This window comes from Adhaeribacter aerolatus, assembly GCF_007991635.1.
Taxonomy (GTDB): Bacteria; Bacteroidota; Bacteroidia; order Cytophagales; family Hymenobacteraceae; genus Adhaeribacter; species Adhaeribacter aerolatus.
In genome coordinates this window covers 1-3,674 of the sequence record NZ_BJYS01000069.1, presented here as the reverse complement: position 1 = coordinate 3,674, position 3,674 = coordinate 1, and the positions used below count along the sequence as shown (strand labels likewise).

Genomic DNA, 3,674 nt, shown 5'->3' with positions numbered 1-3,674 from the left:
TTAAAAGCGGGCTTGTAGCTCAGGTGGTTAGAGCGCTACACTGATAATGTAGAGGTCCCTGGTTCGAGTCCAGGCAGGCCCACACTTGGAAGTTGTAAGTAATAAGTAGTAAGTAATAAGTGAAGAGCACTTAACACGTAAGACTTAGCACGTATAACTCTAAAAGCCGGGGGATTAGCTCAGCTGGCTAGAGCGCCTGCTTTGCACGCAGGAGGTCAACGGTTCGACTCCGTTATTCTCCACTAGAGAAAAACAAGGTATTCTCCACTAGAGAAAACAATACCAGTAAAGACAGCAGGTCTTTACACCTACTTAGCACCGATTTAAGAGTCAGTAGATGTCTAACATCTTATGTCTTGTATCTAGTGTCTAACAAAGTTCTTTGACATACGAGAAGAAGAGAGCATAATAAGAAGAAGAGTACTAGTGATAGTACTTTTGGTCTAGCGATAGACTATAGGTAAAGAGTAAACTATATTTAAAGAAAGTTACTAAGAGCGTATGGGGGATGCCTAGGCTCTCAAAGGCGAAGAAGGACGTGATAAGCTGCGATAAGCTGCGGGGATTGGCACATACGAGTTAATCCGCAGATTTCCGAATGGGGCAACCCGGCTGGTTGAAGACCAGTCACCCTGCAAAGGGAGCAAACCCGGAGAACTGAAACATCTAAGTACCCGGAGGAAGAGAAAATAAGAATGATTCCCTAAGTAGTGGCGAGCGAACGGGGAAGAGCCCAAACCAGTTTTGTTACGGCAATACTGGGGTTGTAGGACCACGATATTGTATCTAAAATTGAAGCTAAATTACCTGGGAAGGTAGGCCAGAGAGGGTGATAGCCCCGTCAGCGTAAGCTTTTAGAGCATAGTGGTATCCTGAGTAGGGCGGGACCAGCGAAATCCCGTCTGAATCTGCCGGTACCATCCGGTAAGGCTAAATACTTTTGAGAGACCGATAGTGAACCAGTACCGTGAGGGAAAGGTGAAAAGAACCTTGCATAAAGGAGTGCAATAGAACCTGAAACCATACGCTTACAAGCGGTCGGAGCCATCTAGTGTGGTGACGGCGTGCCTTTTGCATAATGAGCCTACGAGTTACGCCTCTCTGGCAAGGTTAACTGTTTTGAAGCAGGGAGCCGCAGCGAAAGCGAGTCTGAACAGGGCGCATAGTCAGAGGGGGTAGACGCGAAACTTTGTGATCTACCCTTGACCAGGTTGAAGTGTGGGTAACACCACATGGAGGACCGAACCAGTTTCCGTTGAAAAGGATTTGGATGAGTTGAGGGTAGGGGTGAAAGGCCAATCAAACTGAGAAATAGCTCGTACTCCCCGAAATGTTTTTAGGAACAGCGTCGTGGTGGAGTTTACTAGAGGTAGAGCTACCGATAGGACTAGGGGGAGTCACATCCTACCGAATCCTGACGAACTCCGAATGCTAGTAAATATACACGGCAGTGAGGCTCTGGGTGCTAAGGTCCAGGGCCGAGAGGGAAAGAACCCAGACCATCAGCTAAGGTCCCTAAATGTATGCTAAGTTGAACAAAGGAGGTCCAGTTGCTTTGACAGCCAGGATGTTGGCTTGGAAGCAGCCATTCATTTAAAGAGTGCGTAACAGCTCACTGGTCGAGCGACAGGGCATCGATAATAATCGGGCATCAAGCATACTACCGAAGCTATGGATAGTAGTAATACTGTGGTAGGGGAGCATTCTCTTGGCGAAGAAGGTATCTGGTAATGGATGCTGGAGCGGAGAGAAAAGCAAATGTAGGCATAAGTAACGATAAGGCAGGTGAGAAACCTGCCCGCCGCAAGACTAAGGTTTCCTGAACAACGCTAATCGGTTCAGGGTTAGTCGGGTCCTAAGGCAACACCGAAAGGTTAAGTCGATGGATAACGGGTTAATATTCCCGTACTTGTTTTATTTAGTGATGTGGTGACGGAGTAGTGAAAGACCTGCGTACTGACGGAATAGTACGTTGAAGGCTGTAGTTATAAGTTTGGTAGGCAAATCCGCCGGACTTGATGAAAGCTGATAGTACCCTGCGGCTTCGGCCAAGGGGATAATGGTCCTAATCAGACTTCCAAGAAAACCCGCTAAGCGTTTAGAATAGAACAACCCGTACCGTAAACCGACACAGGTAGTCGAGGAGAGCATCCTCAGGCGCTCGAGTGAATCACGGCCAAGGAACTCGGCAAAATGGCCCTGTAACTTCGGGAGAAGGGGCGCTTCCTGGTAGCAATACCAGAAGCCGCAGTGAAAAGGCCCAGGCGACTGTTTAACACAAACACATGACTTTGCGAAATCGAAAGATGAAGTATAAGGTCTGACACCTGCCCGGTGCTGGAAGGTTAAGAGGGGATGTTAGCCGCAAGGCGAAGCATTGAATCGAAGCCCCAGTAAACGGCGGCCGTAACTATAACGGTCCTAAGGTAGCGAAATTCCTTGTCGGGTAAGTTCCGACCTGCACGAATGGTGTAACGATCTGGGCGCTGTCTCAGCCGTGAGCTCGGTGAAATTGTAGTCTCGGTGAAGATGCCGAGTACCCGCAACGGGACGGAAAGACCCCGTGCACCTTTACTATAGCTTAACATTGACGCTGGGTAACTCATGTGTAGGATAGGCCGGAGGCTATGAAGCGGTGTCGCCAGGCATCGTGGAGCCAACGTTGAAATACGGCCCTTGAGTTGCTTGGCGCCTAATCTGGAAAACGGAGACAGTGTTTGGTGGGTAGTTTGACTGGGGTGGTCGCCTCCAAAAGAGTAACGGAGGCTTTCAAAGGTACCCTCAGCACGCTTGGTAACCGTGCGTAGAGTGCAATAGCAGAAGGGTGCTTGACTGTGAGGCCGACAAGCCGAGCAGGGTCGAAAGACGGATATAGTGATCCGGTGGTTCCGCATGGAAGGGCCATCGCTCAAAGGATAAAAGGTACGCCGGGGATAACAGGCTGATCTCCCCCAAGAGCTCATATCGACGGGGAGGTTTGGCACCTCGATGTCGGCTCGTCACGTCCTGGGGCTGGAGAAGGTCCCAAGGGTTCGGCTGTTCGCCGATTAAAGTGGCACGCGAGCTGGGTTCAGAACGTCGTGAGACAGTTCGGTCCCTATCTGTTGTGGGCGCAAGAAATTTGACAGGACCTGACCTTAGTACGAGAGGACCGGGTTGGACAAGCCGCTAGTGGACCGGTTGTGACGCCAGTTGCAGCGCCGGGTAGCTACGCTTGGAAGAGATAAGCGCTGAAAGCATCTAAGTGCGAAACTCACCTGAAGATGAGATTTCTTTTTAAGGGTCGTTAAAGATGATAACGTTGATAGGTGGCAGGTGTAAAGCTGGAAACAGCAAAGCTGAGCCATACTAATTACCCGTAAGCTTTCCTTAAAGCTAATAGTTTACTTTTTACTTCTTTTTTATAGTTCTCTTCTTTTTGTGGTCAACTTAAATGGTTGAAGCGTTAAATGGTTGCATCATAATTATAAACCAGCTAACCAGCCAACCAAAGAACTTAAATTATCAAAGCTTCCAGCAGCGAAGCTTCTGACTGCCAAAACAGTCAAGCCAGTAATGGTGGTTATAGCGCGGGTGTTCACCTCTTCCCTTTCCGAACAGAGCAGTTAAGCCCCGTAGCGCCAATGGTACTGCCGTCACACGCGGGAGAGTAGGTAGCCGCCAACCTCATCTTT

The 3,674-nt window shown here is 49.1% G+C and carries 2 tRNA genes and 2 rRNA genes; all 4 read left to right on the top strand.

Features of this window, described 5'->3' with window-relative positions:
* The first annotated feature begins 8 nt into the window (after positions 1-8).
* The 4 genes from AAE02nite_RS25970 (at position 9) to rrf (ending at position 3,666) form a co-directional block, all read left to right on the top strand.
* A tRNA-Ile gene (locus AAE02nite_RS25970) sits at positions 9-82 on the top strand.
* A gap of 86 nt (positions 83-168) precedes the next feature.
* Positions 169-242: transfer RNA gene (locus AAE02nite_RS25965), tRNA-Ala, on the top strand.
* A gap of 239 nt (positions 243-481) precedes the next feature.
* A 23S ribosomal RNA gene (locus AAE02nite_RS25960) occupies positions 482-3,372 on the top strand.
* Between the two features lie 182 nt (positions 3,373-3,554).
* Positions 3,555-3,666, top strand: a 5S ribosomal RNA gene (rrf, locus tag AAE02nite_RS25955).
* Positions 3,667-3,674 lie beyond the last annotated feature (8 nt).